The sequence below is a fragment of the Enterococcus sp. 125944 genome (genome assembly GCF_051909435.1).
GTDB lineage: Bacteria > Bacillota > Bacilli > Lactobacillales > Enterococcaceae > Enterococcus_D > Enterococcus_D gallinarum.
Map to the genome: position 1 here is coordinate 55,380 of NZ_JBQASY010000017.1, position 25,932 is coordinate 81,311.

23 protein-coding genes and 4 pseudogenes are annotated in these 25,932 nt (G+C 40.7%); 6 read left to right on the forward strand and 21 right to left on the reverse strand.

From position 1 onward, the window contains the following. Positions 1–289 precede the first annotated feature (289 nt). On the reverse strand, positions 290–808 hold the full coding sequence (locus ACTFWY_RS13930; RefSeq protein ID WP_423121668.1) for a hypothetical protein: 519 nt from the start codon (positions 806–808) through the stop codon (positions 290–292). A gap of 179 nt (positions 809–987) precedes the next feature. Between ACTFWY_RS13930 and clpP the strand changes: the two genes are divergently transcribed. After that, positions 988–1,578, forward strand: a complete 591-nt coding sequence (clpP, locus tag ACTFWY_RS13935) for an ATP-dependent Clp endopeptidase proteolytic subunit ClpP (protein WP_423121667.1) — start codon at positions 988–990, stop codon at positions 1,576–1,578. 83 nt (positions 1,579–1,661) lie between these two features. Here the strand turns inward: clpP and ACTFWY_RS13940 are convergent, their stop codons facing one another. The 3 genes from ACTFWY_RS13940 to ACTFWY_RS13950 form a co-directional block, all read right to left on the reverse strand. Further along, on the reverse strand, positions 1,662–2,204 hold the full coding sequence (locus tag ACTFWY_RS13940) for a gamma carbonic anhydrase family protein (RefSeq protein WP_003127358.1): 543 nt from the start codon (positions 2,202–2,204) through the stop codon (positions 1,662–1,664). A 206-nt stretch (positions 2,205–2,410) separates the two neighbouring features. Then, positions 2,411–4,168, reverse strand: coding sequence for an ABC transporter ATP-binding protein (locus ACTFWY_RS13945; protein ID WP_003127357.1), 1,758 nt, complete (start codon positions 4,166–4,168; stop codon positions 2,411–2,413). Beyond that, positions 4,165–5,898: an ABC transporter ATP-binding protein gene (locus ACTFWY_RS13950; protein ID WP_103300569.1), complete on the reverse strand. Its 1,734-nt coding sequence runs from the start codon at positions 5,896–5,898 to the stop codon at positions 4,165–4,167. Before ACTFWY_RS13950 ends, ACTFWY_RS13945 begins: the two co-directional genes overlap by 4 nt. A gap of 407 nt (positions 5,899–6,305) precedes the next feature. Between ACTFWY_RS13950 and ACTFWY_RS13955 the strand changes: the two genes are divergently transcribed. After that, on the forward strand, positions 6,306–6,518 hold the full coding sequence (locus tag ACTFWY_RS13955) for a DNA-directed RNA polymerase subunit epsilon (RefSeq protein ID WP_003127351.1): 213 nt from the start codon (positions 6,306–6,308) through the stop codon (positions 6,516–6,518). Positions 6,519–6,520: 2 nt separating this feature from the next. Next, positions 6,521–8,200, forward strand: coding sequence for a ribonuclease J1 (gene rnjA, locus ACTFWY_RS13960; protein WP_103300568.1), 1,680 nt, complete (start codon positions 6,521–6,523; stop codon positions 8,198–8,200). 456 nt (positions 8,201–8,656) lie between these two features. Here rnjA and ltrA read toward each other — a convergent pair. From ltrA to ACTFWY_RS14005, 9 genes and pseudogenes are all read right to left on the reverse strand, one after another. Continuing rightward, a pseudogene (gene ltrA, locus ACTFWY_RS13965) lies at positions 8,657–10,046 on the reverse strand (group II intron reverse transcriptase/maturase). Positions 10,047–10,645: 599 nt separating this feature from the next. Beyond that, a complete protein-coding gene (locus ACTFWY_RS13970) occupies positions 10,646–11,455 on the reverse strand; it encodes a triose-phosphate isomerase family protein (protein ID WP_002362847.1) in 810 nt (269 codons plus the stop codon). Positions 11,456–11,528: 73 nt separating this feature from the next. Then, positions 11,529–12,176, reverse strand: a complete 648-nt coding sequence (gene fsa, locus ACTFWY_RS13975) for a fructose-6-phosphate aldolase (RefSeq protein WP_002380569.1) — start codon at positions 12,174–12,176, stop codon at positions 11,529–11,531. A 70-nt stretch (positions 12,177–12,246) separates the two neighbouring features. After that, the gene (locus ACTFWY_RS13980) at positions 12,247–12,912 is read right to left on the reverse strand and encodes a bifunctional 4-hydroxy-2-oxoglutarate aldolase/2-dehydro-3-deoxy-phosphogluconate aldolase (RefSeq protein WP_002388302.1); all 666 of its coding nucleotides are present in this window, start codon (positions 12,910–12,912) and stop codon (positions 12,247–12,249) included. Beyond that, on the reverse strand, positions 12,912–14,012 hold the full coding sequence (locus ACTFWY_RS13985; protein ID WP_002362844.1) for a PTS fructose transporter subunit IIC: 1,101 nt from the start codon (positions 14,010–14,012) through the stop codon (positions 12,912–12,914). The genes ACTFWY_RS13980 and ACTFWY_RS13985 overlap by 1 nt, the downstream gene beginning before the upstream one ends. A 17-nt stretch (positions 14,013–14,029) precedes the next feature. Then, positions 14,030–14,341 (reverse strand): PTS fructose transporter subunit IIB, encoded by a 312-nt coding sequence (locus ACTFWY_RS13990; RefSeq protein WP_002362843.1) that lies wholly within the window; start codon positions 14,339–14,341, stop codon positions 14,030–14,032. Between the two features lies 1 nt (position 14,342). Further along, entirely contained in the window at positions 14,343–14,795 is a 453-nt protein-coding gene (locus ACTFWY_RS13995; RefSeq protein ID WP_002362842.1) for a PTS sugar transporter subunit IIA, read from the reverse strand. After that, positions 14,788–16,746: a BglG family transcription antiterminator gene (locus tag ACTFWY_RS14000; RefSeq protein ID WP_002362841.1), complete on the reverse strand. Its 1,959-nt coding sequence runs from the start codon at positions 16,744–16,746 to the stop codon at positions 14,788–14,790. Before ACTFWY_RS14000 ends, ACTFWY_RS13995 begins: the two co-directional genes overlap by 8 nt. Before the next feature lie 279 nt (positions 16,747–17,025). Then, positions 17,026–17,214, reverse strand: a pseudogene (locus tag ACTFWY_RS14005) (family 1 glycosylhydrolase); the annotation flags it as partial. Positions 17,215–17,317: 103 nt separating this feature from the next. On the opposite strand from ACTFWY_RS14005, the pseudogene ACTFWY_RS14010 reads away from it, so the two are divergent. Further along, positions 17,318–18,046: pseudogene (locus tag ACTFWY_RS14010) on the forward strand (transposase); the annotation flags it as partial. A gap of 2 nt (positions 18,047–18,048) precedes the next feature. Further along, positions 18,049–18,381, forward strand: coding sequence for a DeoR/GlpR transcriptional regulator (locus ACTFWY_RS14015; RefSeq protein WP_002362835.1), 333 nt, complete (start codon positions 18,049–18,051; stop codon positions 18,379–18,381). A 68-nt stretch (positions 18,382–18,449) separates the two neighbouring features. Here the strand turns inward: ACTFWY_RS14015 and ACTFWY_RS14020 are convergent, their stop codons facing one another. Genes ACTFWY_RS14020 through ACTFWY_RS14055 form a run of 8 tightly spaced genes read right to left on the reverse strand, consistent with a single transcriptional unit; the run spans position 18,450 to position 25,551 of the window. Then, the gene (locus tag ACTFWY_RS14020) at positions 18,450–18,986 is read right to left on the reverse strand and encodes a histidine phosphatase family protein (RefSeq protein ID WP_002362834.1); all 537 of its coding nucleotides are present in this window, start codon (positions 18,984–18,986) and stop codon (positions 18,450–18,452) included. Beyond that, entirely contained in the window at positions 18,983–19,474 is a 492-nt protein-coding gene (locus tag ACTFWY_RS14025) for a hypothetical protein (protein WP_002362833.1), read from the reverse strand. Before ACTFWY_RS14025 ends, ACTFWY_RS14020 begins: the two co-directional genes overlap by 4 nt. 23 nt (positions 19,475–19,497) lie before the next feature. Next, positions 19,498–20,643 carry a galactonate dehydratase gene (gene dgoD, locus ACTFWY_RS14030; RefSeq protein WP_002362832.1) on the reverse strand — a complete coding sequence of 382 codons (1,146 nt, stop codon included), beginning with the start codon at positions 20,641–20,643 and terminating at the stop codon, positions 19,498–19,500. A gap of 14 nt (positions 20,644–20,657) precedes the next feature. Continuing rightward, on the reverse strand, positions 20,658–22,025 hold the full coding sequence (locus ACTFWY_RS14035; protein WP_002388305.1) for a PTS galactitol transporter subunit IIC: 1,368 nt from the start codon (positions 22,023–22,025) through the stop codon (positions 20,658–20,660). 24 nt (positions 22,026–22,049) lie between these two features. Continuing rightward, positions 22,050–22,328 (reverse strand): PTS sugar transporter subunit IIB, encoded by a 279-nt coding sequence (locus ACTFWY_RS14040; protein ID WP_002362830.1) that lies wholly within the window; start codon positions 22,326–22,328, stop codon positions 22,050–22,052. A 47-nt stretch (positions 22,329–22,375) separates the two neighbouring features. Then, a complete protein-coding gene (locus ACTFWY_RS14045; protein WP_005469866.1) occupies positions 22,376–22,834 on the reverse strand; it encodes a PTS sugar transporter subunit IIA in 459 nt (152 codons plus the stop codon). Between the two features lie 46 nt (positions 22,835–22,880). Then, the gene (locus ACTFWY_RS14050) at positions 22,881–23,498 is read right to left on the reverse strand and encodes a bifunctional 4-hydroxy-2-oxoglutarate aldolase/2-dehydro-3-deoxy-phosphogluconate aldolase (RefSeq protein WP_002362827.1); all 618 of its coding nucleotides are present in this window, start codon (positions 23,496–23,498) and stop codon (positions 22,881–22,883) included. Between the two features lie 10 nt (positions 23,499–23,508). After that, positions 23,509–25,551 (reverse strand): BglG family transcription antiterminator, encoded by a 2,043-nt coding sequence (locus ACTFWY_RS14055; protein ID WP_002362826.1) that lies wholly within the window; start codon positions 25,549–25,551, stop codon positions 23,509–23,511. Between the two features lie 262 nt (positions 25,552–25,813). On the opposite strand from ACTFWY_RS14055, the pseudogene ACTFWY_RS14060 reads away from it, so the two are divergent. Beyond that, a pseudogene (locus ACTFWY_RS14060) lies at positions 25,814–25,932 on the forward strand (IS6 family transposase); the annotation flags it as partial.

The window sequence follows — 25,932 nt, forward strand, 5'->3', positions numbered from 1 at the left end:
ATTTTACCACGGAACCCCATAGAACCAAACTCCTACTCCTTGTGCCATCCTCATTTTCTAAAGGCATCGCTAGGATTTGTATATATCAGAGAATCGACAAAAAAAGAGGCTATGACAGAAGTTTTTCCACAAAATGATCCTCCCAACAATCATGAAATTGCTCCTACTCTGCAGCAGGTCTTCATCAAATACACGATGGAGAGCGCAATTCCGTTCACGTCCTTCGGATCATCTCGTTGCAACTTCTGTCACAGACTCAATGTTATAGCCCCATTCTCGATTGACTCGACTATAATGGTTTAGAAAAATAAGTTAATGGTTCATTGGTCAAATTTTTCATTTGCGTTTTGCGCTCATTGACCATTTCAGTCAGTGTATCCAAGAAATTCTCCATGATGACACGACCGCCTTTATACGTATAACCGCCGATCTTCACCGTTTCTTCTGGTGAAAGGATCACTCTGCGGGTACCGATTTTCTTGAAAAATTCTTCTAAAAAATAATTCGGCAAATAAAAGTTATTCTGTGCGGCAAAAGACTGTAAATAAGCAAAATCATCGATCGTTATATAACAGTCATCGAAAGCATCGAAACTGACATATTCGTCCATCAGGATCACCCGTTTTTGTAAAATTTCGCTGATTTTCCGGTTCAATTGGAGAAGTGTCTCGATTTCTTTGACTTTATGCTCCAACAGCCGTCGCCGTTTTTCTTTTTGTTCATCGTAACGAATTCTAAGATTGAAGATGATCGTTACTAATAAGGCGCCTACTAATACGCCGATAAAACCTGCAATCGCTACTGTCATTTTCTTCTGACCCTTTCATGCTTACTTTCTTTTTATTGTATCATAATTTAAAAGAGAGGCAAAAAAGATAACGAACTTTTTATTTGACCTTTATTGACCTAATAGGTATACTTACTTTTAGATATTGCAAAAACTTTGTGCTAAACTATATCTATATCGATTTTTAGGAGGACTAAAAAATGAATTTAATTCCTACAGTCATTGAACAATCATCTCGTGGCGAAAGAGCCTATGATATCTATTCTCGTCTATTAAAAGACCGCATCATTATGTTAAGTGGTCAAGTAACAGATGATTTAGCCAATTCGATCATCGCCCAACTTTTATTCTTGGATGCACAAGATTCTGAAAAAGATATCTACTTGTACATCAACTCACCAGGCGGAAGCGTAACAGCCGGACTAGCAATCTTTGATACCATGAACTTCATCAAAGCAGACGTGCAAACGATCGTTATGGGGATGGCTGCCTCAATGGGTTCATTCTTATTGACAGCTGGTGAAAAAGGCAAACGCTTTGCTTTGCCAAATGCTGAGATCATGATCCACCAACCATTAGGTGGCGCACAAGGACAAGCAACAGAGATCGAAATCGCAGCTCGTCACATTTTGCAAACTCGCGAACGCCTAAACAAAATCTTGTCTGAGCGAACAGGTCAACCAATCGAAGTCATCGAAAAAGACACAGACCGTGATAACTTCATGACTGCTCAAGAAGCAAAAGATTACGGCTTGATCGACGGGATCATGGAATCAAACAGCTTAAAATAATTCATCCATCAAAAAACCAGCTGTGCTGAAGCACGCTGGTTTTTTTGCGGCATTAAACGAGATCCGATTGACTTCGCTTGCCATTAATAAACATATTTCCCTTGCAAGTAGTCTTTTCCCAAGGAAACATAATGGGCGATATTGGCTTTGTTTTTGGCAATTTCTTCCTCTGTCAACGGACGAATCACTTTAGCAGGACGTCCAAAAGCCAGCACATTGGGCGGAATGATCGTTCCTTGAGTAACTAAAGAACCGGCACCAATCAAACTGTTTTCACCGATAACTGCATGGTTCAAAACAATGGAACTCATGCCGATCAAGGCCCCTTTTTCAATCTTACAGCCATGAAGCATGCACTGATGACCGACAGTCACATCTTCTGCAATGATCGTGGGTGCATCATGATCCACATGAATGATCGTCCCATCTTGAATATTGGTCCGCTCACCTACTCGAATATAATTTGCATCTCCCCGCAAAACTGCTTGGAACCAGACAGTCGCCTCACTGCCGATGGTGACATCTCCGACGACAGTCGCATTTGGCGCGATAAAGTTTTGCGTACTAGCAGTTTCTGCGTTTAGTTGATTTCGTTTTTGGCTATTTGTCTCTTTTTTCCGATCCATTGTTAAACTCCTTTAGGATTTTTCTTTCTCCACTACACTTTACTACTACACTTTACTACTATACTTTACTACTCTATTCCTGTACCCATGATACCATGAATAACTATGAAAACCATGAATCAGTCCGTAAGAGAACAGCGACTATATGCGGATATCTTCACACTTCATACAAAAAAAGAGTGCGGCTGACACCACACTCTTTTGACCTATTCTGCTTCTTCTGAAAACTGACTCTGATAAAGCTGACTGTAAAATCCGCCAGCTGCCAGTAGTGTTTCATGATTGCCTTTTTCTATGATTGCTCCTTGATCCATGACTAAGATCAAATCGGCTTCCCGAATCGTAGACAACCGGTGAGCAATGACGAAACTGGTTCGTCCTTCCATCACTTTGTCCATCGCTTTTTGGATCAACGCTTCGAGCCGTGTGTCCACAGAGCTTGTTGCTTCATCTAAGATCAAGATTTTCGGATTAGAAATGACTGCTCGAGCAATCGTCAAGAGTTGTTTTTGACCAAGCGAGATATTATCCCCTTCGGAATTGATAAACATCTCATAACCGTCCGGCATCGTCCGGATGAAATGATCCACATTGGCTGTTTTAGCTGCATCGACCACTTCATAATCGGTCGCATCTAACTTACCAAAACGAATATTGTCTCCGATCGTTCCTTCATACAACCAAGCATCTTGCAGAACCATGCCGAATAACGAACGGACATCGCTGCGGGCCATTTTCTTCGTATCAATACCATCAATCTTGATCGCCCCTTCGTTGACATCGTAGAAACGCATCAACAAATTGATCAATGTGGTCTTTCCGGCTCCAGTTGGTCCGACGATCGCTACCGTCTGACCAGCTTTCACTTCAAAGTTCAAATCTTTGATCAGCGGTTTCTTCGGATCATAGGCAAAACCGACATGTTCAAATTGAACATCCCCATGAAATTCCGCTGGCAATGGAATATCTGTTTGGTTGACTGGTTCTTCCGGTTCATCCAAAATTTCAAAAACCCGTTTTGCAGCTGCCGAAGCACTTTGTAAGACAGAGGAAAGCTGGGTAATATTCCCCATTGGCTGACTCACTTGCCAAATGTATTGGATAAAGGCTTGCAGTTGCCCTACCACGATCACACCGCCAATTACATAGAAACTTCCCATAACTGCCATAGCAATATACGTAAAGTAGGCAGTCATTTGAACTAACGGCATCATCAATCCCGAGACGAAGGCCGAACGGAAGCCGTAATAGCGCAGTTGGTGATTGACTTTTTTAAAGCCGTCAAGTGTTTGTTTTTCTCGTCCATAGACTTTCAATACACTGAAACCAGTCATATTTTCCTGAACATAACCGTTCAAGTCTCCTAATGCATTTTGCATGCCTTGGAAGTCTTTTTGCGATTTCTTGACGATCGTTCTTGAAATGATCAATGACGTTGGAATCATGATCAATGCGATCAACGCCATAAACGAATTGATATAAAACATCATCGCTACCGCCATGATGATTCCTAGAAAGGCATTGACGATCCCGATCAAGGCTTGCTGCATCGCCCCACTGACTGCATCCACATCGTTCGTTACCCGTGACAAGATATTTCCTTGCTGATTTTTGTCAAAATATGAAACAGGCAAGCGGTTGATCTTTTCTTCAATGTCTTGACGCAAATCACGCATCGCAGATTGAACGACATTTGTGATCAAAAGCCCTGACATTAATTGTGAGAAACAATACCCTACACCGACAACGGTGATCCAGATCAAACAAACGATGATGTAATCAAAATTCAGCGGCTCTCCCGCTGCAATATTCCGACTGATCTCTGTTGTAGGCAATCCGGACACATACGGCAATGCCGCGTTAAAGCCAACTGTAGCGACAGTAAAAAGTAAGACTAAAATAAAGGAGACTTTGTAGGGTTTGATGTAGCGCCCTAAACGTTTTAAAGAAGAGAATGCTTTCATTGTGCCAACTCCTCCTCTGATAATTGTGATGCTGCAATGTCGTAATAAACCGAGCAGTTTTCCAACAGTTCTTTGTGGGTGCCGATACCAACTACATCGCCTTCATTCAACACAATGATTTTATCCGCGTGCATGATCGTCCCCACACGTTGCGCCACGATCAAAACAGTTGATTCGGTCGTTTCTTTTTTCAAACGCGCCCGTAATTTGGCATCGGTTTGATAATCCAGTGCAGAAAAACTATCATCAAAAATATAGATCTCGGGACGACGGATCACCGCACGAGCGATCGCCAGCCGTTGTTTCTGACCACCAGAAAAGTTCGTGCCTCCTTCTGCTAGACGTGCATCAAAGCCATCCGGTGTTTTAGCAATAAAATCAGCTGCTTGTGCGATCTCAACCGCACGTTCTAAGTCCGCTTGTGTCGCATCTTCTTTCCCATAGCGCAGATTTTCTGCGATCGTTCCAGTGAACAGCAACGCTTTTTGGGGAATAAATCCGATCTTATTTCTCAAAGCGGACAAGCTGTACTCGCGAACATCGATCCCATCAATCAAAACCTGTCCTTTTGTGACATCATAAAAACGAGGGATCAATTGGATCAATGTTGATTTCCCGCTTCCAGTACTGCCGATGAAAGCAACTGTTTCACCAGGAGAAGCAGTAAAACTAACATTGCGGATCACAGGACTCTCAGCATGTCCCGGATAGGCAAATGTCACATTCTTAAATTCCACATATCCTTTGGTCTTGCCTTCTGTCACTGGCTGTTCGGCTTCCACGATTTCTGAAGTCATATCCAATGCCTCCTGAATCCGTCGGGCTGAGACCGCTGCACGTGGATACATCGTAAAGACAGTCGCAAACAACATGAATGAGAATAGAGCATGGAAGATGTATTCGATAAAAGCAATCAAGTCACCGACTTGCAGTTGCCCATTTTCGATTTGAATACTTCCTGACCAAATGATCAGTACCATCACGATATTGAATAAGAAGAAAAAGCCCGGCTGTGCTGTCGCCATCAAACGGAACAAGCTGCGAGAGCTGGATGCATACGCTTGATTGACTTTGCTAAAGCGTTTCTCTTCAAATTTCTCATTTACGAACGCACGGATGACCCGTAAACCAGACAAGTTTTCCCGCAAAATACCATTGATCTTATCCAAATTGGCTTGCTGCTTGTTAGACAACGGCTCGGAAATCTTTGCGATGGCTATCACAGCAATCAACAAGATCGGCAGTGCCCCTAACACATACATCCCTAATTTTGTACTTGTCCGCATGACCATATACAAACTGACCGCAAACATCATCGGCGTCATCAATCCGATCCGCAGAATATTCTGCAAGAACAACATGATTTGATATGCATCATTGGTCACCCGAGTAATCAAGGATGAAACACCGATTTTTTCATATTCCGTATGTGAATAACCTTGCACCTTTTCAAAAAGATCATCTCGAACATCTGCTACGATATTCGTTGTGATTCTTGAGGTAAAGTACCCTAACATAATATTCATTGCGATCCCTGTCAAAGTAATAGCAATCATTGCCATTCCCATCTTCCAGATATACTCTCGGTCACCATTTCGAATACCGACATCGATCATTCGAGCCAGCAATGTGGGTAATCCTAGTTCAATCAAAATAAATCCAAACACACAGATGAAATTAAAAACCAACAGTTTTTTATTGCGCATTGTGTAATGCCACATTAATTTCAAAAAAGCCCCTCCTTTTTTTACACATTACTTTTACTATATCATAGTCCCAATTTCAAGTAACCCACTTCCCGAAGAAAAAAAGGAGATATTTTAAAGTATTTTTTTAAGGATGACCAAGGGAAGCCCTTTCAAACCAACTAGTTTCTATACTTATTTACTTTTCTATGATAAACTAATACTACTTGTAATGGAACGATTTACAAAAACCGGTGAATTTTTTATGACAACATTTGGAAAGCAAAGACGAGGCTTTCTCTTTTTTCTCACAACGATTGTCTGGAAAAAGCATGTAGCGGTCCACTGACGACCCCCACTTTTCAGGTCACTTATCTAGGGCCTTGATTTTGTGATGCACCGAATCGAACAAAACGATAAACTACTGCATTAGCAGATAAAGGAGAATTTGTATGATTTACAAAGTTTACTATCAAGAAACAAAAGACCGCAACCCAAAAAGAGAACAAACCCATTCCCTGTACATTGACGCAGAAAGCGCGGTTGCTGCACGCCGTACAGTCGAACAAAACACCCCATATAACATCGAGTTTATTCAAGAACTTGATGAAAAACATCTTGCGTATGAAAAAGAGAACGCTGATTTCAAATTAGCGGAGTTTTAATAATGAAAGTTTCTCTAAAAAATAATGAAACTGGCGTATTCGGCGTCGGCGGACTGGGCGAGATCGGAAAAAACTGTTATGGGGTTCAATTCCAAGACGAGATCATCTTGATTGATGCCGGGATCAAATTCCCGGAAGATGAACTGCTTGGAATCGACTATGTGATTTCCGATTATAGCTACATTGTCCAAAACATCACGAAAGTCAAAGGGTTAGTCATCACTCATGGTCATGAAGATCATATTGGTGGTATTCCTTACCTTCTGCGTGAAGCAAATATCCCAATCTATGCTGGTCCATTAGCATTGGCTTTGATTACCAACAAGTTGGATGAACACGGGTTACTGCGAGATGCTACATTACATGAGATCAATGAAGATACCGTGATTCGCTTCCGCAAAACATCGGTCAGCTTTTTCCGAACGACCCACAGTATTCCTGATGCGCTAGGCGTTGTGGTGAAAACACCTTCGGGAAATATCGTAGCAACTGGTGACTTTAAGTTCGATTTCACACCCGTGGGCGAACCAGCAAACCTACACAAAATGGCCAAAATCGGAGAAGAAGGTGTGCTATGCCTCCTTTCTGACAGTACCAATGCTGAGATTCCGACTTTTACCAAGTCAGAAAAAACGATTGGTAGTTCGATCCGCAAGATTTTCGAAAAAATCGAAGGCCGGATCATCTTTGCTAGCTTCGCTTCCAATATTTTCCGTTTGCAACAAGCAGCAGATGCTGCGGTTGCCACAGGTCGTAAGATCGCTGTCTTCGGTCGAAGTATGGAAAATGCGATCGTTAATGGGCAGCGCTTAGGTTATATCAAAGTCCCTGACGGTACATTTGTCGAATCTCATGAGATCAATCGCTTACCAGCTAATGAAACCATGATCCTATGTACTGGCTCTCAAGGGGAACCAATGGCAGCCCTTAGTCGGATCGCCAATGGTACTCATCGACAAATTCAGATTCATCCAGACGATACGGTCATTTTCTCTAGTTCACCGATCCCTGGAAATACGACTAGTGTCAACCACTTGATCAACTTGCTGTTAGAAGCAGGTGCACATGTGATCCACGGGAAATTGAATAATATCCATACCTCGGGACATGGTGGTCAAGAAGAACAAAAATTGATGCTTCGTTTGATGAAGCCTAAGTTCTTTATGCCGGTCCATGGAGAGTTCAGAATGTTGAATATCCATACCCAACTGGCACAAGATGTCGGCGTTCCAAAAGAGAACTGTTTTATTATGGAAAACGGTGATATGCTGGCGTTAACTGCAGATTCTGCTCGTCGAGCAGGTCATTTCAATGCGGGTGATGTCTATGTTGATGGTAGTGGAATTGGCGACATCGGTAACGTTGTCTTACGAGACCGTCGTATCTTATCAGAAGAAGGCTTAGTGCTAGCCGTAGCCACCGTCGACTTGACGAAAAAAGAAGTCTTAGCAGGACCAGACATTCTTTCCCGCGGATTCGTCTATATGCGGGAATCTGGCGAGATGATCAATGAAGCACAACAGATCCTGTTCCGTGCCCTCAGAGAAGTCTTGAACCAGCCAGATCCTAGCGAACATAAAATGCGAGAAGCCATGTCAGCTGCTTTGCAACCCTTCTTATTTGAAAAAACAGAACGTCACCCAATGATTCTTTCGATGATCATGACACCTGACGACCTCTAACAAAAAAACTCGACCAAACCCTCAATGGAATTGGTCGAGTTTTTTATTTTTCATCCTACTGACTTCCTCAGGTTTAAGACTCTCTTCTTTCGAAATTGGACGCAGGATTATCGATATTGTCTCTTGCCACAGCTATTTAAAACTTTGCAACAGAACCCTAATACTCTAAACATGTAAGTTTAATCACGAAAAACGGTATTACTTGTGATACAACATTTTACATCTCAGTTGAATTCAAAAATTTTTAGATAGTCCACCGATGTTCTGCCTATTTTACTTTTTCATAAATTACTCGTTAATATTTTATAGTGACTATTCGGTGTTTTCTCGTGTTATAACGCTTTTTATAGTATCGAAAATGAGTTATTCTCCTCCTTATGAATCGAGTAGAGGGGAAAGTTAACTGACTTCCCGCCCCTCTCACACCACCGTACATACGGACCCGTATACGGCGGTTCAATAAGTTGAGTGTACGAACTGGTATCTCAAGGATATGTCCACATATCCTTGCCGTGCCAGTTCTTTGTCTGTCAATGACCGATGAAGAATATGGCTTTTAGAGATTGACCAAAAGCCTTTTCTTGTATTTGACCATTCATATGCTTTCGCTTTATCAATACCTAACCGAATCAGATTTTTCCTTTTGGTTCTTGGATTCTTCCATTGTTTCCAAATGTATTGTCTGATTCTTCGTTTCAACCAACCGTTTATCTCCCTCATGAATTTTTTCATCTCACCAATCCCATAGTAGTTGATCCAACCAGTCATCAATTGATTGATTTCTTTTAGAATAAGCTGGGTACTTCTTCCACGGTTCCTTTTAGTGAGTTGTTTGAGCTTGCTTTTCACACGCTGTTTTGCTTTTGCGTGAGGGCGAATTTTGACACCTTTCTTTGTTGGTAGAATGCAGAAGCCAAGAAACTTTCGTTTCAATGGGCTTCCTACCGCACTCTTTTCTCTATTTACCGTTAACTTAAGTTGTTCTTCGAGAAATTGAATGGATTTCTTCATCACACGCTGTCCTGCTCGTTTGCTTCTAACATAGATATTGCAGTCATCGGCGTATCGAACGAATTTATGTCCTAGAGTCTCTAGTACTTGATCAAATTCGTTCAAGTAGATTATTACTTAATAAGGGAGAAAGATTGCCCCCTTGGGGCGTTCCTTCCTCTGTTGTCGTGATGACTCCATTTTCCATCACGCCACTCGTAAGATATTGCCGGATCAATTTCAGGACTTGTTTGTTCTTTACTTTCCGTTCAATAAAATACATTAGCTTATCGTGATTTACGGTGTCAAAGTAGGCTTTCATATCAATGTCCACCACATATCGGTAACCTTGTTCATAATAAGATTTTGCTTTCTTCACTGCACCATGTGCGCTGCGATTTGGGCGAAATCCATAGCTATTATCTGAGAATTCTGGTTCAAACAGTGGTTGTAGGACTTGAGTGATCGCCTGTTGAAACATTCGATCGATAACCGTGGGAATCCCTAATTTCCTTACGCCGCCATTTGGTTTCGGTATTTCTACTCGCAAAACAGGCTGAGGTTTATAGTTCCCTTGGCGTAAATTGGATAGTAATTCCTCGCGGTGCTCTTTCAAGTAAAGGAGCAGTTGGTCGACGGTCATCCCATCTGCACCAGCCGCCCCTTTATTTCTGACTACTTGAAGATACGCTTGATTGAGATTATTCCGTTCCAGAATTTTCTCAAACAGATTTTCTACACCATCTTGTTTCCTTTGTTCACCGCAAGAAGTGCTGCGCACTTCATCATACCCTTCGTGTTCCTCACTCGCTCTTTGATGATAGCCAAGTTTTCTTGTTTTCTGCGGTCGTCGCATCTTCTCACACCTCCTAAATTCTTCAAGATTCTTATTGTTCGGTCCTTCGTAACGGTCAGTGTCGTTACTACTATGACCTCGGCTGACTTCTCATGATTCACCATCCTGTCGCCATGATCGTTGTGCTGGTTTGTTTTCATTCAACGCCCACAACACCCTCATGAGATCTCCCCCGGTAAGAGTGAAAACTTTCCTCCCATGTAACTGCTAGATTTACTGTATAGGTTTCGGGCAGTATTGGACTTCGTCTTGTTGCGCAGACTTATCCGACCTAAGCCAGCCTTGTATCTAGTTTCTGTTCGTCAGTTCAGGAGTTTGCGTCCGACTTCCTTCAGCCACAACCTCACGGTTGCCACCTTGTCTTTCGCTAACAGTTCCTACTGCCAAGCCTGTAGTGGACTTTCACCACCAAGTTTTCACCCATGCAGGGCGCACGCAAAAATAGCTCAATCATCAGATACAGATGATTGAGCTTCAAAATAATACTATACGTTTATAAATTGAGTTATTTTCAATAATATAACTCAATCCCTCGTGTTACATTTTGAAATTTTGAACAGTTCTATGATTTTCATAAATTAGTTTAAAACTCAAAATATTTAACATCTAATCTGCTCTACCACTTCAATCGTTTGCTGCAATCTTTCTGGGTCACTTCCAAAACGTCCCAACAAGACACCGTCTAAATCTGCTAAATCCAGCATAGTCTTGGTATTCTCTGGACTAACAGTTCCACCATAAACTACTCGAATATTATCCGCGTCCTTCCCAAATAGTTCAGTTAATGAATTCCTAATAATGGCAACCGCTCGACTGATATGAGGCGCACTGGCAGCTTTGGTTTTCCCAACGGCCCAAGCAGGTGTATACGCTATCACGATTTTCTTCAATTTATCGCGATCAATTTGATATAAAGCATTGAAAATTCGTAAAAATAATTCTTCTTTTAGTTCTTGTACATAATTCGGATTCTTGATTTCATCAATGACGTTATTCGCATCTTTTTCTTCAATCTCGCCAATACAAACAATCGGGGAAATGTCATATGCTAAAGCAAGCTTCACTTTTTTATTAATCGTCTCATCTGTCTCATTGTATAATTTTCTACGTTCCCAATGACCAAGTTCGACAAATTTCCCATGCATATCCACTAAGGATTGAATCGAAAATTCACCACTGAGTTCACCTTGATCGATCTCGGCCATATTTTGAGCACCGAAAGCAAATTGACTGCCTGTAAGAACTTTTGAAACTTGATGGATGGTACCCATTGATGGCAAAAGTACAACCTCAACTTTATGGTTTTCAGATTGATGGTTGAGAACATCAACAGCATACTCTTCTGCTTCAGAAATCAAGTTTTGCCTCATAGACCAATTCATAATTACGATGGGTTTTCTTTGTTCCATTTTGATCATCTCCATTGTTACTTCTATTTATTCTTACCTTAAAAATGACTATATAACTCACAGAAATCTGTAATTACCTATTGGAGAATGCCACCCAGTCTTTTTCAAACTGCTCGATACCCTTATCAGTTAACGGATGACTCCATAATTTCGGGAATAGATTACCAGGAATTGTCGCGATATCTGCACCTAGTTCAGCCACTTTCTCCACATGTTCAAGTCCTCGAACACTCGCGGAAATAATTTCTGCTTTGTATCCATAGTTATCTAGTACTTTTCTCAAGTTTTTAATTAAAGCCATACTGTCAGTTCCAATATCATCTAAACGACCTAAAAATGGGCTGATATAAGTAGCGCCAGCTTTTGCGGCCATCAAACCTTGAGCTACGGTAAAGACTAACGTTACATTGGTTTTGATTCCTTTTTTAGATAGAGTGTTTACTGCTTTCAATCCTTGTTCTGTCATCGGGATCTTGACGACAACATTACGTGCCCACTTTGCAAGCACTTCTGCTTCGGCGATCATTTCTTCAGCTTGCGATCCTGTTACTTCCGCACTTACAGGCCCATCGACGAGAGAACAAATTTCTTTGATGACCTCTTCAAAATCTCGTCCTTCTTTAGCAATAATTGTTGGATTCGTCGTTACTCCATCAACTAAACCCAACTCATTGATTCGTTTGATTTCATCTACATTTGCCGTATCTAAGAAAAATTTCATTATTAACCTCTTTCCGCGATTTTCTTTCAGCGTTCATTTTTTAAAGACACTATCCCCTTTGTCAATAGGGCTAGTTTGAGACATTATTTTCTCTTACAATGCTCATCATTTCCAAGGCATGTTTGGTAATCGTCGCAAAATCACCTGTATCAATCAAACGTTTATCCGTTAAATAGCCGCTAATCCCAGCACCGCTGAAACCTAGATCAAGATAGTCTTGCAAGTTATCAGGTGTGACTCCTGCTGTTGCGACTAGTTTAATATGATTGATTGGCCCAAGAATGTCCTTGATATATCCTATCCCCAAAGCTCTAACAGGGAACACCTTGACAAAATCTGCACCCGCTTCATTCGCTGAGATTATCTCGCTTGGTGTTAGCGCCCCAGGCATCGAGACCATATCTAATTCTTTTGTTCGTTTGATAACACTTGAATTCGTATTAGGCGAGATAATATATTCTGCTCCTGCTTGGTGAGCGGCTTCAACTTGTTCAATGGACAGAACAGTACCCGCTCCAATTTTAACTTCATTTCCAAACTCCTTAACCAGCGAGGCGATGGCCTTTGGAGTCTTAGTCAAACATTCAGGATCTCCTTGATCAAAAGTAACTTCTACAAGCTTTACTCCACCATCGTTTAGCGCGGACACCAAGTTAATAAGCTTTTCCCCATAAGTTCCTCGACAAATTGCAATTACTTTATTCTTTTCGATGAAATCGTTCATTTCTAGTTTCATTAGGCTTTCTCCTTTGTTAAATCCGCCACTTGACTCTTATTTTTCTTTTTTGCTGGTGTTTCTTCTAAAGCCGGCTTTAAAAAGCCAAGTATCAACGCTGTCACTAATGATCCAATTATAATTGCAGCAATAAACCATAGTTTATTGTCAACAACCGGTAATACAACAAATCCACCATGAGGAACATAGCATTTCACATTCCCAATCGCTCCAATTACACATCCTACCGCTGTCCCAATCATTGTTGAAGGCAAGATTCGTTTCATATCACTAACTACGAAGGGAATGGCTCCTTCAGTAATTCCAATACATCCCATGATTCCAGCAGCAACCGCCGCATCCCGATCACCTTCAGTAAATTTCTTTTTAAAGAATAATGTCGCTAAAAAGATCCCAATAGGTGGAATAGCCACGGCGATTCTAAACATACCGTTCGGTTCATAAATACCTTCATTCATAAGTGCAAGTGTAAACATCGAAACTGATTTGGTGATTGGTCCTCCCATGTCGACTTCTCCGAACAATCCAATAAATACTGCCAATAAAATGGCACTGCTACCGTTTAGACTGCTCATGATACTAGTTAATCCGTTCATCAAAAATGCCAATGGTGTGGCAACAACATAGATGTAAATCAAACCTAGAATAAAAACCGAAATGGTTGGTATGATCAGAATCGGTAAAATGGTTTTAATCGTTTTGCTAACTTTCCATTTTTTCATCCATTTGACCAAATATCCTGCAGCAACACCTAGAAGCATCGCCCCTAAAAATCCTGACTTTACTTCCACATCATTTACAGTAACAGGATTATTAGCAAGGAACCCTAGAATCATCCCTGGCGCCAAACCAGGCTTACCCGCAATTGAATATGCGATATAGCCGCCCAAAATAGGAATCATCATTGCAAAAGCTGCTTTACCTAAAAGGTTAATGTTCTGCATTAATTCGTTAGTAACAACAACTCCTGTATCGCTTTTTTCTCCAGTAGCAAGTGAGATGGCCAACATGATACCACCAGCAACTACTGCAGGCATCATGAAAGAAACCCCACTTAAAAATGATTTTTGAACTTCCTTTAAAGTAGCTTTGATATTCATTTTATCCTCCTTTATTTTTACCCATTTACTAACTTCTCAGCAGCATCCAGTACTTTCGCAGGATACGAAATAGCATCATTGACATCAGCATTTAAAACTAATTTATCTTCAAAACGTTCTTCATTCTCAATAAAGACAGATACCGCCAAAATGACTACATCTGCTTCTTCAGCTTCTTCCTCAGTAACCTCATTCTCGATCCCGATGCTGCCTTGAGTTTCAATTTTGATTTCATGTCCTCTCTTTTTTCCTTCTTTTTCCAATGCTTCTTGAGCCATGTATGTGTGGGCTACTCCTGTAGGACATGCCGATACTCCAACGATTTTCATATTAAATTCCTCCTATTTTCTTTTCTACTTGATATAGTGAATCTAAAATTGACTCTTTGCTCCCAGTTAATAAATCATTTCTAAAACCTTCATCTAAAAGCTTTTTGCTGATTTCAGCGAGTACTTTCAAATGAAAAGTCGTTTTATTCTCTTCTGGTATTCCTAGCATAAACACCAATTCAACTGTATTACCATTTGTATCCCATTGAATTGGTTGGTTCGTTCTAAGAAAACAGATAAAAGGATTGATTACTTCTTTTGATTTCCCATGAGGGATACTTACGTCATAGCCGATCGCTGTAGAAAATTCTTCTTCTCTTTTGTTTACAGCTTTAATATAATTTGCGCTATTTTTTAAATAGCCGAACTCTTTTGCCTTTTCTGATAAATAATGAATGATGGATTTCTTATTTGTTAACGCCGAATCCAAAACGATTAAACCTTCATCAATCAATTGTTTGACCTCCTAATACTTTCACTATTTCTTCTTCATCTTTGCTAAAGATAAAACGATCGATATTTTTCTTCGTCTCAACGATCCGATAGATTTCTGATAATATTCCTTTAATATGCTTTAAATCCTTTTCTGCAACACAGATCATTAAAACAGTGTTGATCATTCGAAAATTCCAACGTATTGGTTTTACTAATGTCATAATTACTAATTTGCTTTCCTTAACTGTTGATGGTGAAGGATGTGGAATCGCCGCCCCAATTGGAAGATCTGTCACCCCTAGCTTCTCTCTATCCCAAATTGCCTGTTCGAACGAATCCGTAACGAAATCATTTTGCAAAAGCTTTTGAGTGATCCTTTTGATGCATTGTTCTTTAGTAGCAACTGTTTCGTTCAAAAAAATCAAATCTGAATCGATTATTTTTCCTAAGTGCTCAAACGGTTGATCGTTTACTTCTTCCTCATAAAATAAATCTAGATAAGTCGCGGAAACTTTTTTTAGATCTTGTTTACTCATTAGCGGGGAAACATACGTTACAGGAACATCAATTTTTTCTAATTGTACTGAAGAGATCACCAAATCAATTTTATTCAAATCTCTTTTATAGAGTGTTCGTAATGAGACAACTTCAACTATATCCTGTGGAGAGAATACCCTTTTTAAACGATTGGCAATCAGCTCTGATGTTCCGATTCCAGTAGGACAAACAATTAATATCTTACGATTTGCCGACAACCGATCGATGGCCCCTTGAAAATGGATCATCATGAACGCGACCTCATCATCGGTTAAGCGAATATCTAATTCCTTTTCAATCCCGGCCAATATTAGCCAAGTTGTACTGTATAACACAGAATACTCTCGCTTTATTTCCTCCAAAAGCGGATTACTGACAGGAACGTTCAATTTAGAACGATATATCATGGACACCAAGTGATAAAGAATGTTCATGTAGAGTTTTTCATCTCTGGTTAAGTCAACCTGAATTGAATCACTCATCTTCTGAATCATCTTTCTTACCACAGCATCGTATTCCTTCTGAATTGCTAAATCTCTCAAACGTGGTTCGAAGCCATGAGCCACTAATTGTCGATTGAAGTATTCAAAATCGTTTGAATCTAGCTTGATACTGTTATCCAGTTCAAGATTCTCTACTAATTCATTTGCTAAAAAGAAAGTTTTAAGCGACTCCACATTTTCAAATAAAAAATTATCTTGATATTCAATATGAAAACCTTCCTGCAAACGAAGAACAAATATACTGATTGACAATACTAATGATTGAAAATGATCATCAGACAATTTATCGATATTAAAGTGATCATTTGTTTGCAGAAGTCCAGAAACTTTTTTGATGATGTCCTTAGGTAAAAAACTGAATAATAAGCTGGGAAATTGAACTCTATAGCTATTGGTTAAGTCTGATTTATCAATGATAAAGTAAGCATATTGTTTAATTGCCTTTTGTATCTCAGACTCATTTCCGTTTACCTTTGTTCCATTATTATCAGAACGAATCGTGACCGAACTTCCTTCAATAACAGTCTGTATTTGATCTAAGTCATTTGAGATCGAGGTTCTGCTGACGAGAAACTCATCAGATAATAGTTGGTAAGACACCTTTTTGTTTCTCAATAATAAATATTCCGCCATTTTGATTTGCCGTTCGAGTGGAAGCTGATTGAAGTCTATTTGAGTTGAAGCTTCACCAAAAATTTTTAATATTTCATCATTTGACAAATCAGACTTACTTAGAAAAATACCTTTACCTTGCCGTTTCAAGATTTCAATTTTCCTTTTTTTTAATGCCTTATTCAGTTCATCAATGTCTTTATACAATGTACGATCGGAGATAGATAAAATCTTGGAGAAATGATTTACCGGTAAAAAATCTTTTTGCTCCAAAAGCAATCTCAATAATTTATGTTGACGCTTGCTTATTTCATGCATGATTTTTCTCCTTTCTAGGGAGCGCTTCCCTGTATCTGTAATTTATCATTTTATTCTACATTTGGATATCACATCTCGTTTCAAGATGGTTCCTGAAGTTTTCTAAACATATTGAAAATATAGGATCATAAAACCAATTTCATACAGTAAGCAATTTTTTTATCAAATAAGAAATTCTTTTAATGTCTGTCTCTTCAAATCCTCTATACAAAGAGAAACAGATTGCCCTTATCTGTTTGACAAAATAAGAGCAATCCGTTTCTACTAAATGTTTAAGAATTAATACGATAAATCTTCCCCATTAGTTGCAATAACCTTTTTATACCAGTCAAATGATGCTTTCTTGATTCTCTTCTTCGTTCCCTTACCTTCATTATCCATATCTGTATATACGAACCCGTAGCGTTTTGTCATTTCCCCGGTTGCTAAAGAGACCAGATCAATTGGCGCTCATGGTGTATACCCCATTACAGGAATCTTGTCTAAATTAATTGCATTGCTTATTTGTGTGATGTGGTCGGGGGTGCGGACATAATCCTGGACTAAAAATGAACTTAGGAGGAATATCCGTATGTTTTCCCACGAAGAACGTGTAAAAGCAATTCAGTTATTTTTAAAATATGATTGCTCCTACGCCGCTACCATTCGGAAATTAGGTTATCCGTCCGTTGGAGCACTACGTCAATGGTATAAAGAATATTTGGTATCTGGAGAGCTCCATCAGGAACTCCGGAAGAAGTCAAAGTATTCTGAAGAACAAAAAAGAGTCGCTGTGAATCATTATTTTGAATATGGTCAATGTTATGCACGAACCATTCGAATGCTTGGTTACCCAAATAAAGGCTCCTTACGACAATGGTGTGAAGAACTCGCACCAGGTGCTAGAAAACTTCGAAAAAGTGCGGTAAAGTTAACCAAAGATCAAAAAGAAGACGTGTTGAAAAAGTTCTATAAACCTCAAACCAACAGAAAAGGCTTAGCTGAAGCTGAAGGAATCAGTAGGGTTGCTCTATATCAATGGAAGGCCACTTATCTTGGAAAGGATTTCCCTCTGCCCATGACTTCAAAAAATCAAGGAAAACAAAAAGAATTACTTTTAAAGGAAGTAGAAGAGTTACAAGAACAAGTACACCAATTGCAGCTTGAGAAAGCATTACTCGAAGGAGCAGCTGAACTACTAAAAAAAGGAAAAGGCATCAATCTACTTCGTCTATCAAATCAAGAAAAGACTCTATTGATTGATGCCTTACGAAATCAATTCAACTTGAAAGATCTTCTTCAACAGCTCCAGTTGTCTAAGATTTGATACTAACACCAAACTCTCTAACAGAACAATTTGTCTATGATTTTTCTTTCTTTTCTTGTCGTGGAATCGACCTAGACGGGGTTTATGAAGCTAGCTTGGGACAAGCTAAAATCAAACAACAAATAATGAGACGGTCAAAACATTCTATTTTACTAGTTGATGAACACAAATTTGACTCGCCTCACTTTTACAAAATTGCTGATTTCGCTGATTCTCACTCAGTAATAACAAATACTTTACCGACAGAAGATTATCAAAAGAGAATCGATGATGGAATCACTGATTTTATTTGGTTGAACCCGAAACTTAGGAGCCAACCAAATGAATAGTAATTGAGCCTCATAAAAAAAGGCGATCCACCTCAGATGGATTGCCTTTTTAATATAAATATCATTAATTAATATCGTTTCCTTTCGTACCTCAACAGCTGAGTATTGTCCACATTGAATTTCAAGAAGTCAATCATCGTCTTCCCATGAAAATAATTGTCAATCACCCGAATCAAGGCATTGTGACACACCAACAAAACATCTTCGTCACTTTGTTCCAACTCTGCCAGCAAAGGATACACCCGACCGGCAACATCCATGATGGATTCGCCGTCTGGTAATGGTAGCGAGAATTCCACACGAACCTTTTGGAATTCCGGTGTTTCAATTGGTAAGCCATCATACTGTCCAAAATCCATCTCAATTAGGCGCGGTTCCACCTCAATGGGTACCGACACTTTTTCATTAATGATTCGGGCCGTTTCCTGGGCCCGCCTCAATGGTGAGACATAGATTTTAGTGATTGGCTGCTCCAAGTCGCTGACCAATTGAGCCAATTCCTCTGCTTGAGCATAACCGACTTCCGTCAGCTCAATATCCGCATGACCGCAAATTTTGCCGTCCACATTATATTGGGTCTGACCATGACGTGCTACGTAAATCATCGGGCACTCCCCTTTGCAAGCGGACGTTTCTCATCCGCCATTTCACCCAGAACCAGCTCTGAATCAGTGGCCAATTGTTGTAAAGCCGCCACCATCTCAGCTTGCGATTTGCCAAAGACCAGGGAGAAAGAATTATTCTTACTCTTGTAGAAGGAAACAAAAGAGTTGCCACCAGCTAATTCTTCAATTTGAATTTGGGGGTAGCGGGCAAACTCGCCGTTCAAGACACCTAGTTTAACGACTCCTTCTTGTGACAAGCCTTCTTTTAAGAAACCATTGATCAGGATAATAGCGGCAAAAGCCCCCAGTTTGATTTGATCCGCCAGATTACTTGGCCAAAAGATTACAAGTATCGCTACCGTCAATGCGATACTCAAACCCATACGAATCCAGCTGGTTTGAGCCGCCACGATAATTTTCTTTTGATCTTTTACTTGTAAGACGACCAACAATCCTAAAAAGCCTGCAATCACTAGTGCTTCTGCCATTTTCTATCATCCTTTACTTATTTTTACCACTCGGCGATGGTGCCGTCGTAGTTTTTCCATTGTGGGTTGGTCCAAACCAAACCTTCTTGAGAAATTTCCTTAATGCGGTCTTCATCCATTTCCAAACCAAGGCCTGGTTTAGAAGGTAGGTCAACATAGCCGTCTTTGTATTGGAAAACTTCTTTGTTTTTGACAAAATCCAACAAATCAAAGCCTTTATTGTAGTGGATACCCAAGCTTTGTTCTTGGATAAAGACATTTGGTGTACATGAGTCCACTTGCAAGGTAGCTGCTAATGCAACTGGTCCGTATGGTGCATGTGGTGCCACGGCCATATCATGAGCTTCAGCCATAGCCGCAATTTTGCGGGTTTCTAAAATTCCGCCGCAAAGGGCTACGTCTGGTTGGATAATATCGATGGCGCCTTGTTTGAAGATATTTTTAAACTGCCAGCGAGTGTACAAACGTTCGCCGGTTGCTAAAGGGACAGCAACTGCATCGGCAACTTCTTTGTAATGCTCTTCATTTTCCGGCAAGACAACTTCTTCCAAAAACATTGGGTGGAATGGCTCCAGGGCCTTCGCTAGAACTTTAGCCATTGGTTTATGCACCCGACCGTGGAAATCCACACCGATATCCATCGCGTCACCAAAACGTTCCCGAATGGATGCCACCCGTTCGACAACTTCATCCACTTTTTTGTAAGAGTCGATATAGTGCAATTCTTCGGTAGCATTCATTTTAACGGCAGTAAAGCCACGATCAAAACGGTCTTGCGCTTGTTCAGCGACTTCACTTGGCCGGTCGCCACCAATCCACGAATAAACTTTAATGTTATCCCGGGCGGCTCCGCCTAATAATTCATAGACAGGGACGTTAAAGGCTTTTCCTTTGATATCCCACAGCGCCATTTCCAATCCGGAAACAATCGTCCCATTGATGGGGCCACCACGGAAGAAGGAGCGATGCATTTCTTGGAATAAGCGTTCAATTTCAAATGGATTACGCCCAATCAAACGATTACCGATCTCATAAGCACCCGCAACAACTGTTTCAGTCTTGGTTCCGGAGATCATTTCCCCCCAGCCGTCAATGCCTTCATCGGTGGAAATCTTCACGAAGATCCATCTTGGTTTTACTTTGTATACTGTAATATCTGAAATTTTCAATTTAAACCCTCCAATTATTGTGCTTCTACTGGTTCATTCATTTCTCGGTTCACTTTTTTCACACCGTCAAAGTAGTACCATACACCTGCCAATACCAACAATAAGACCGGAATCCCGATGATTGGTTTGTAGGCAAAGGCGATGAATACCAAATAACTTTGGATCATGGAAGTTGCCGCAAATGATGAGATCAACATTGATGAAGTACCCAAGTCGATACCCACTGATTTAGCAATTGCTGTCAACATTGGGGATGTTGCAGAACCACACCATAGCAATGAAGCAGTAATGACTAAACCGATCACGATGTTTTTCAACAAATTCCCGCGAGTCAAGGCAACCACCATCGCTACCCGGAAAGGCACAACGGCCAAATCGGCAAATGGTAAAACGCGGTTTCCTGGCAAGACTAAGGCCATGGCGATTGTTAAAGGAATAATGATCAATGCTGTTGTAATAACATCTGGATTCCCAACGACAACCGCTGCATCCAATCCGATAAATAAACGTGTTCCTTTGAATTTTTCTTGGGACCATTTTTGAGCTGCATCAGAAATTGGCATCAGACCTTCCATGAACAATGAGGTCATTTTAGGAATCAAAACCAAAACGGCGGACATGCTGACACCTAATTGCAAGACGGCCTTGATATCGTAACCGGCCAAAGCACCAATCACCATCCCAATAACCAGCCCCATGATCATTGAGTCACCGAAGAACCCAAGATATTTTTGTGCATCCTTGATCGTGAATTTCGATTTGCGGAATAATGGAATACGATCCAGTAACCAGTTCAACGGCCAAGCAATCACTAAGGAAGACAAGGCGGACACAGTTGGCAAGGAAACGCCCGGAATTCCAAAGAAGCTTTCCACCATCGGTTGTGACCAGTCGGAGATTTTAAAGGTAACGATTGCCATCACAACAGAGGCACCAACACCTAAAAACACATTTTTGGTAACAAAGTAGACCATCACCCCAACGATGGCCATGTGGTGGTAATTCCAAATATCCACGTCCAACGTATGGGTACGTTTCAAAACCAATAAAACGATATTAACCAGTAAGATGGCGAAAATCAGGATTGGAATGATGGGTGATGCCCACGTAACTGCGGCGATTGAACCCCAACCGACATCCAACGCATCCAGCTTAACACCGGTCCGTTCAACCATAGCCTTCGCAGCCGGGCCGACGTTAGTGGTCATAAAGTCCAAAATCAATTTGATTCCGGCAAAACCAATACCCAACGTCAAACCTGATTTAAATGCACGGGTAATCTTTAAACCAAAGATCAACCCGATGATGGTAATGATGACTGGCAACATAACTGTCGGTCCAGCATCGATAAAGAAGTTAAAGACATTCATAATGATTTTCATTTTTTCAGCTCCTTTAATCCGCTATTATTTCAATAAGTTCAAGATTTCTTCCATCGTTTTGTCAGCACCGATTCCTGTCAGGATAGGCATGCCTTTTACCACTGGCACATTGCCGGTTTGACCATCGAATTGACCGGTTGTCACCAACAAATCATACCCTTCGACTTTGCCGGGCACTTCCATTAGTTTGGTTTGGGTAGTTGCCACTTCAACTCCGTGTTCTTGCAAGTATTCTTTAACCTTTGTTGCTACCACTGTTGATGTTGCAATACCGTTTCCACATGCGACTAAAATTCTTTTCATGATAATTTCCTCCGATTGCGAGCTTTCCACTCGTGATTTTTTATTTTTTAAAAAACGGCTTTCTTTAATAAAGCCAATAATTCTGTATCATTGCGGGCGTCAATCATTTCCTGACGCAATGGTTCATCTTGGATGATGCCGACTATTTTTTGCAACATTTCCACTTGCCCATGGGGCTCACCAATTGCCATCATAATCACGATCTGAATTGGTAATTGAGCTTTATTGTCTTCCATATTATGGAAAAGTACCGGCTCTTTTAGCGTGGCAATCGCCAAAGTCGTTTTATTGACCATTTCATAATTTGCGTGGGGAATAGCAATTCCCGGGGGCGTTGATGGCAATCCCGTTGGGTATTCTTTTTCCCGATCTTGGATTGCTTGGATGTACTCCTCTTTGACATACCCTTTTTGATAAAGTTCACCTGCCAGATAGGCCAAAACTTCACTATCTGTTGAAGCTTCGACGTTTCGGAAGACAAGTTCCTCATTCAGATAAAGTTCCATACTTTCCACTCCTTGTTCATATTTCACCTGTATATCGCCCATAATATTAAATCGCTGCCAGCAATTCTTTCATTGATTGGGCAAGATTCTTAACATTCAATTCTTCGATATCCTGCTTATTGAACATCCCGGAACCCAGGCCTAAATAACTGGCGCCGTTTTCAAAAAATTCTTTGGCGTTTTCTTTACTGATGCCACCGACACCCATCAAGGGCAATTTGCCAAGAGGCGCTTGGATATCTTTGAAAAATCTCGGTGTAACTACTGCTGCTGGAAAAACTTTGACGATGTCCGCCCCTTGGGCAAACATTTGATTGACCTCTGACGGTGTCATCGCAGCCGGTACTGCCAATACACCTTTTTCATTGGCGTAGGCCAACATTTCCTCAGTAAACATGTGCGGGCCTAATAAGAATTTGGCACCAGCTTCGTAACAAGCTTTTGCCTGTTCTAAGGTTCTAACGGTGCCGGCTCCGATGTAGGTCGTATCCCCGTAGCGTTTATTCAACTCACGGATATGATCGATGGCTCCTTCAGTATTCATGGTCATTTCCACTGCAAATTGATGATCAAATTCCTGCATTGCTTGTAAAATCGCATCTGCTTGATCAAACGTGTAGCCCCGCATAATTACGGTAAATCTTGGATAATCAGCTAATTTCATTTTTTCCTCCTTAAGAACTTTGTCTTAATAATTGATAGATGGTTTTTTCATCTGCTGAAGCCACCAACTGATCAATCAAAGAATCATCTTTGGCGATATCGGCGATCTGATTGATAGCTCGTAAATGCTTGGTTAAATCAAAGAAGGATAATGGCAAAATCAAACTGATGGCCTCCCCATTCGGAAAAATCACCGGTTTTTGACAAACCATAATGCTGACACCGTCATTAATGACCCCTTTATCAACAGTGGTATGCGGGATGCAGGTTCGCATCCCCAGATAACCGGCGTAACCGGGTTGTTTGATTTGATTCACGCAATCATTAATAAAGCGTGAATCGATGATCTGATGATCCAATAATGGTTGACATGCCAGACTGACTGCCTCTTCCCAAGTCATCTCCTGATCGATTACTTGCACATAATTTGGACGCAGGTAGTGAGTCAAAGAAGGTAAGACTTGGAAATTATCCAATGGAGTACTTTCATCTTGTTTCACCAAGAAGTATTGCAACTCTTCCCGCAGAGACGCTTGATCGTTGACCGTCGCATATTTTTTGACGATTTTCAACAATTCATCCAGCGCGCGATCCACCTTAGTGATGCCCAAGTCACTTAAGACTCGGTAGCGCAAACTGATTTGTTCCTGATAAGTCATGATGGGATCAATAATGAACTGCATCATGGCGCTGTTTAAAGGTGTTGTAGTAAAAACCAAGTCGTAATCGACTTCAAACTTGTAAAAGTCTCGCACCGATAAGGAAGCCAAAAAATGAATTTCGGGAAAAAGTTTTTCCATATTGGCCCGTACTAACTTGGAAACCATAACGCCGTTGGTACAAACCACCACTGCTCGTGGCCGCTGTTTGTTCAGCTTGTTATGACTGCTTAACTGGTAGCCGAAATAATAAGACAACAAATCCAATTCGTCGTTCGGAAAGGCTTTGTTCAGCCAATTCTCGATGGGAATAATCAATTCTTTCATCAAGTCGATCAAGATTGCATGGTTGCTGTCTTTGATCAGGCTATCGACAGAATAGACCCCCAAACTCAAGTTAAAGCGGATCCGGAAACAGGCCGGTCGTAAATGACTTAATATCCGACGTTCAAAGTCTTCGCGATCATCGATCATAATCAAGGTTTGGTTTTGGAAATTTTCCACCATTTGACTGATCAATTTACGTAAATCTTGATCTGAATCGTAGTTCTGGGTGGTCTTACTTTCAAAAATATTGGAAGTCAAAAATAAGAGCGTGAACCATTCCAGGTAACTCTTGGATAAGTTCCAAGCCGTCTCGCCGACTAAAATCGTCAACATCCGGTATTCCGGTGTATTACTGACCTCACCGGGAAAGAAATCCGGTTTAGTGGATACTTTGATGCCCCGGCTGACTAAAAAACGGGCCGCCGTTTGCAGGTAATCCACCGACTCATCGGAATAACTAAGGTGTAACATTTGTTCCATATTGTGAACCAGATGGACAATTTCTTCTTCCGTCACGCCATGAACCAACTTGCCTCGGATGGTTTCCCGACGGAAAATCGGGCACTGCTTCACCAAATCAGATAACAGTTGCAAGATTCGGTGTTCCGATCCAGCCAATTGATACCCGTTAATCCGGTCGTATTGAATTGTCAAACTGTAGTTTCTTAGTAGGGCGTCGGTTCGTTTGATATCATCCATGATGGTAGTTTTGCTGACTTCTACTATATCCAACAAATGATCCAGACTAACATATTCGATATTGGTGATCAAAGTCATCACTATCAGCGCCCCACGTTCTCCCTCCGTCAATGCCAACGTTGCTTGTTCGTCCACCGTTTCCTGATCCAACTGGGACATCATTTGGATCACTTCAATCGGTACTGTAATATCACCGGAGTGACTACGCTGGATCGTTGGGATATTTTTCATCTCCAAGTCTTCATTGAATTGGTTGATGGCATAGTTGATTTGACGACGTGTCAAATCGAGTTCACTTGTCAAAGCGGAAAGTTTCATTTCAGGGTTTTTAATAATCATTTTGAGTATTTCACGAATTCGTTTGTTCATTTGACTATCCTCCTGACAAAATCATTATATATTCACGCAAGCGCTTTTTGACGACGCTTTCATCACGATATTTGTCACACTCACTTTTTTAGTTTGTCACACCGGTGTGACACAGATAGCATAATCGGCGTTATATCAAGTGTACCATGGCGTGACAATTATTTGTTACACCAGAAAATTAGCGCAAAGGTTCTGTTGCAAAGTTTTAAATCTACTATCAGATAAGGTAGAATAATAGAAAAAGATAGCAGGAGGAATGACGATGAGTCATTTTAAAGGAAAGCAATTTCAGCAGGATGTGATTATTGTAGCCGTGGGCTACTATCTTCGTTATAACCTTAGCTATCGTGAAGTTCAAGAAATCTTATATGATCGTGGCAT